The following is a 4,376-nucleotide window of genomic DNA, read 5'->3' as shown; positions in this document are numbered from 1 at the left end:
GTACGCGGCATCCCCACGCTAACTAGGCGCCCCACCGCTCGCGAGCCGGAGTGGCGAAATGGCAGACGCGCGGGACTCAAAATCCCGTGGGGGCAACCTCGTGTCGGTTCAAGTCCGACCTCCGGCACTCGTGGAATCAGCATGTTGCGACCCGCGTTCACTCGCGACAGCAGCACGCGCTCGGGAGCGATCCGGCACTTGCCCGACCCGCCTCGGCTCGCGCGGACCGCGATGCGAACGGAGGCCGACGGCTACCAACCCTCGTCCGGATCGGGCACGTCGCCGCGCAGCAGCTCGACATCAGCTTGATCCCGAAACCGTTTGCTCTTGCGGCGTTGCGGATCGCTCGCTGCCCGCTCCTTCATCGCGATCAGGTCGTCGCGAGATACGAGCGGAACATCGTCCGCACCAACGGCGAAGGGCTCGGCACGGTCGATCATCGCGTCGAAGCCGGGGTCGATTGCAAGCTGGACCGGCTCGCCGCTGAGGTGTCGGAAGTTCATGGAATGCGCGAACTCACCAGTGAGATGAAAGCCAGCCCGTTCGAGCGTCGTGCGAACGACGGCACGATCTACGACCGACAGCACGGCGAGGTCGACGTCGGCCGTCGCCCGCGGTGCACCGGAATGAATGCCGACGGCTACACCCCCGATCAAGGCGAAGCGCACGCCGGTCGCGTTGAGCGCGCGCGCCGCGTCCGTGAGCGCTCCGATCTTGTCACCGGTCGTCTGCATGTCTTCTCCTCGGCCACGGCCGCAGGTGATCAGTCGGCGATCGCGGGCCGTGACCGCGGCCACCGCGCGAAGGCTTTCGGCTGCCGTGGGTGCCATCTCTTGTGAGATACCCGATCGGACGATGCGCCGGAAGCGCGCATCGGAGTCGTGGCGTACTCCGCTGCGGCGACCGGGCTCCCAGGGATCGAAGCCGAGCTCGGCTGGACGGCGGCCGTGCTGCGCTACCTCGAGATCGTCCGGAATAGGCGACCGACGGTACTCGTATCGTTCCGGGGCAGCTCACCGTCGTTCCGTGATTGAACCGTGTCCGGCTCGTGCCCTATAGCTCGGGGCCATGGCCACGATCGAGGGAGCGGTGGCGACCGGCGCGCTCGCAGCGTGGATACACGTACGCGAGCGCGACGTGCAGGCACGGCCACGACGCCTCTTGGATCAGGTCCGCGATGCGATCCGGACCCGTCACTACAGCCGCCGCACCGAGCGCGCTTACGTGGGCTGGATTCGGCGTTTCATCCTCTTCCACGGCAAGCGCCATCCCGCGACGATGGGTGCCGCCGAGGTCTCACATTTCCTGTCGTTTCTAGCCGTCGAGGCGAAGGTCAGCGCCTCCACGCAAAACCAGGCGCTCGCGGCGCTGCTCTTCCTGTACGGTCAGGTGCTCGGTGTCGAGCTCCCATGGCTCGACGACCTCGTGCGCGCCGCGAAGCCCCGCCGACTCCCGGTCGTCCTCTCCCGCGAGGAGGTCCGCTCCGTCCTCACGCACGTTCGCGGCACGCCACGACTCATGGCCGTCCTCCTCTACGGCACCGGCATGCGCGTCCTCGAGTGCGCCAGGCTCCGCGTCAAGGACGTCGACTTCGAGGCCAACCACATCGTCGTCCGGAGCGGGAAGGGCGACAAGGACCGCGTCACCCTGCTGCCCGCTGCGATCCGACCGCTCGTGCGGTCACACCTCGAGCAAGTACGACGCCGCCACGAAGCCGATCTCCTGGCCGGAGCCGGCTGGGTAGCCCTTCCGGAGGCACTCGCACGGAAATACGCGAACGCCGGCCGCGAGTGGCCTTGGCAATGGGTCTTCCCCGCCACCCGTACGTACCGTGATCCGGAGACCCGTCAGTGGCGCCGTCACCATCTCCACGAGAGCGTTCTCCAGCGCGCCGTCCACGAGGCCGTCCGCATCGCCGGGATCTCCAAGCCGGCCTCGTGCCACACCCTCCGACACTCGTTCGCCACGCATCTGCTCGAAGACGGCTACGACATCCGTACCGTCCAAGAATTGCTCGGCCACCGTGACGTGACGACCACCATGATCTACACCCACGTCCTCAACCAGGGCCCCGGCGCCGTGCGCTCTCCCCTGGACGGCCTGCTTGTATCCTCCGGCCGCGACGCCGATGCCTCGCTTCCGCCCCCGAGCCCTCGACCCCCGCGCGCTTACCTCGCCGTCCCCCGCAAGCCAACACCGCGACACGATCGCCAGAGAACGTGAGCCAAGTGCCTACTCCGGCTCATACCGCGCAGATCCTCGGATCCCGATTCTCCCGCGCTAGCTCGCAGCGATCCGCTGCGGCAGCGGGTTACTGCGAACCACCCAATTATCGTTAGACGCCCCCAAGGCCGGGCATCGGGGGCGCTTCGTCCCCGAGACGAGGATCAAGCGCCCGATCGGGTGCTCGCACCGGGCCCGCTGCCCGGAAGCGTGGACACGACCTGGCCTTCTGAGTAGACTTCCGAGCACTATGGACCTCGTCGAGCTGCTGAAGCGCCCCGAGGGCAAGACGCTCGAGTTCAAGCGCGAGCTGTCCGCGCCGGACGGCGCGCTCCGGACGATCGTGGCCTTCGCGAATACCGCGGGCGGAACGCTCCTCATCGGCGTCGAGGACAAGACCGGCCACGTGCGCGGCGTCGCCGAACCGCTCGACTTGGAGGAGCGGATGGCCAATCTGATCGCCGATCACGTGGTCCCTCGGCTCGTACCAGAGCTCGAGATCCTGCCCTGGCGGCGCACCCAGGTCCTGGCCGTGCAAGTGCACCCGAGCCCAAGCCGACCCCACTATCTCAAGCGCGAGGGGCTGGACGGCGGCGTCTACGTGCGCGTGGGCTCCACCAACCGGCGGGCCGACCGGGAGCTGGTCGAGGAGCTTCGCCGCTTCGCGCGCGGCGAGGCCTTCGACGAACAGCCCATGCCGGACCTCGACTCGGAAGCGCTGGACTTCCGAGCCGCTTCCGAGTCGTTCGCGCCCGTCCGCAAGATCAGTCGCCGCGATCTCGAAACGCTCCGCCTCGTGACACGCCACCAGGGGTGCAAGGTGCCCACCGCGGGCGGAATCCTTCTCTTCGGCCGGGCTCGCGAGCGCCACTTCCCCGACGCCTGGATCCAGACCGGACGCTTCCGAGGCACCGACCGGAGCCGCATCCTCGACCGCGCCGAGATCCGGTCCCATCCGGTGCGGGCGATCGAGGAGGGGATCGCCTTCGTGCAGAAGCACTCGCTCCACGGGGCCGAGATCGGCGCCGTGCGCCGCCGCGAGCGCTGGAGCCTGCCGCCGGTGGCCGTGCGCGAGGCCGTCATCAACGCGGTCGCGCACGCCGACTACGCGCAGCGTGGCGCCCCGCTTCGCATCGCGATCTTCGACGACCGCCTGGAGGTCGAGAACCCCGGCCTCCTGCCCTTCGGGCTCACCATCGAGGACCTCCCGCGCGGTGTCTCGAAGCTTCGCAATCGCGTCATCGGGCGCGTGTTCCACGCGCTCGGGCTGATCGAGCAGTGGGGCAGCGGCGTGCAGCGCATGACGCGCGCCTGCCGCCAAGCGGGGCTCGCCCCTCCGGTCTTCGAGGAGATCGGGACGCGCTTTCGGGTCACCCTCTTCACCGAGCGCGTCGGGCCATCGGCTCTCGACGAGACCGACCGGGCCATCGTGGACGCTCTGGCGGAGTCCGAGGGATTGCTCACCAGCGAGATCGCGAAGGCGATCGGCCTCACCCCACGCGCCACGCGCACGCGGCTCGCGCGTCTCGTCGCGACCGGGCTCGTGCGCGAGGTCGGCACGGGACCGCAGGATCCGAAGCGGCGCTACCACCGGACGGAATAAGGAATCGAGGAACGCCGATGGCGAGAGGCAAGAGAATCGCGGGGGCGGCCAGGAACGACGGGGCCACCGTCGGCTACGAGGCCCAGCTCTGGCAGATGGCCGACGCCCTGCGCGGCTCGATGGACGCAGCCGAATACAAGCACGTCGTCCTCGGCCTGATCTTCCTCAAGTACATCTCCGACGCCTTCGAGGAGCAGCACGCGAAGCTCGTCGCGGACAAGAAGAAGGGCGCCGACCCCGAAGACCCTGACGAGTACCGCGCCCAGAGCATCTTCTGGGTCCCGCCCGAGGCGCGCTGGCAGCACCTGAAGGCCCAGGCCCGGCAGCCCACCGTCGGCCAGCTCGTGGACGACGCCATGGCCGGCATCGAGCGTGACAACCCGGCGCTCAAGGGCGTGCTGCCCAAGGACTACGCCCGCCCTGCGCTCGACAAGACGCGCCTCGGCCAGTTGATCGACATGATCAGCAACATCAAGGTGGGCGACGAAGCGAGCCGCGCCAAGGACGTGCTCGGCCGCGTCTACGAGTACTTCCTCTCGCAGTTCGCGAG

General features: G+C 68.7%; 5 protein-coding genes and 1 tRNA gene. 5 read left to right on the top strand and 1 reads right to left on the bottom strand.

Annotation, left to right across the window (positions count from 1 at the left end; translation table 11 throughout):
• The first annotated feature begins 44 nt into the window (after positions 1-44).
• Positions 45-127 (top strand) — tRNA-Leu (locus IT293_09670).
• 124 nt (positions 128-251) lie between these two features.
• Here the strand turns inward: IT293_09670 and IT293_09665 are convergent.
• Positions 252-734: a nucleotidyl transferase AbiEii/AbiGii toxin family protein gene (locus IT293_09665; protein MCC6764918.1), complete on the bottom strand. Its 483-nt coding sequence runs from the start codon at positions 732-734 to the stop codon at positions 252-254.
• A gap of 147 nt (positions 735-881) precedes the next feature.
• Here IT293_09665 and IT293_09660 point away from each other — a divergent pair, with 147 nt between their 5' ends.
• The 4 genes from IT293_09660 to IT293_09645 all read left to right on the top strand — a co-directional run.
• Positions 882-1,034 carry a hypothetical protein gene (locus tag IT293_09660; protein ID MCC6764917.1) on the top strand — a complete coding sequence of 51 codons (153 nt, stop codon included), beginning with the start codon at positions 882-884 and terminating at the stop codon, positions 1,032-1,034.
• A gap of 34 nt (positions 1,035-1,068) precedes the next feature.
• The gene (locus IT293_09655; protein ID MCC6764916.1) at positions 1,069-2,223 is read left to right on the top strand and encodes an integron integrase; all 1,155 of its coding nucleotides are present in this window, start codon (positions 1,069-1,071) and stop codon (positions 2,221-2,223) included.
• A 250-nt stretch (positions 2,224-2,473) separates the two neighbouring features.
• Complete coding sequence (locus IT293_09650) at positions 2,474-3,826, top strand: putative DNA binding domain-containing protein (GenBank protein MCC6764915.1); 1,353 nt, start codon at positions 2,474-2,476, stop codon at positions 3,824-3,826.
• Positions 3,827-3,843: 17 nt separating this feature from the next.
• The coding region (locus tag IT293_09645; protein ID MCC6764914.1) for an SAM-dependent DNA methyltransferase at positions 3,844-4,376 on the top strand (533 nt) is incomplete at its 3' end.

This window comes from Deltaproteobacteria bacterium, assembly GCA_020848745.1.
Classification (GTDB): domain Bacteria; phylum Desulfobacterota; class Binatia; order UTPRO1; family UTPRO1; genus UTPRO1.
This window is presented reverse-complemented; position numbering and strand designations above follow the sequence as displayed.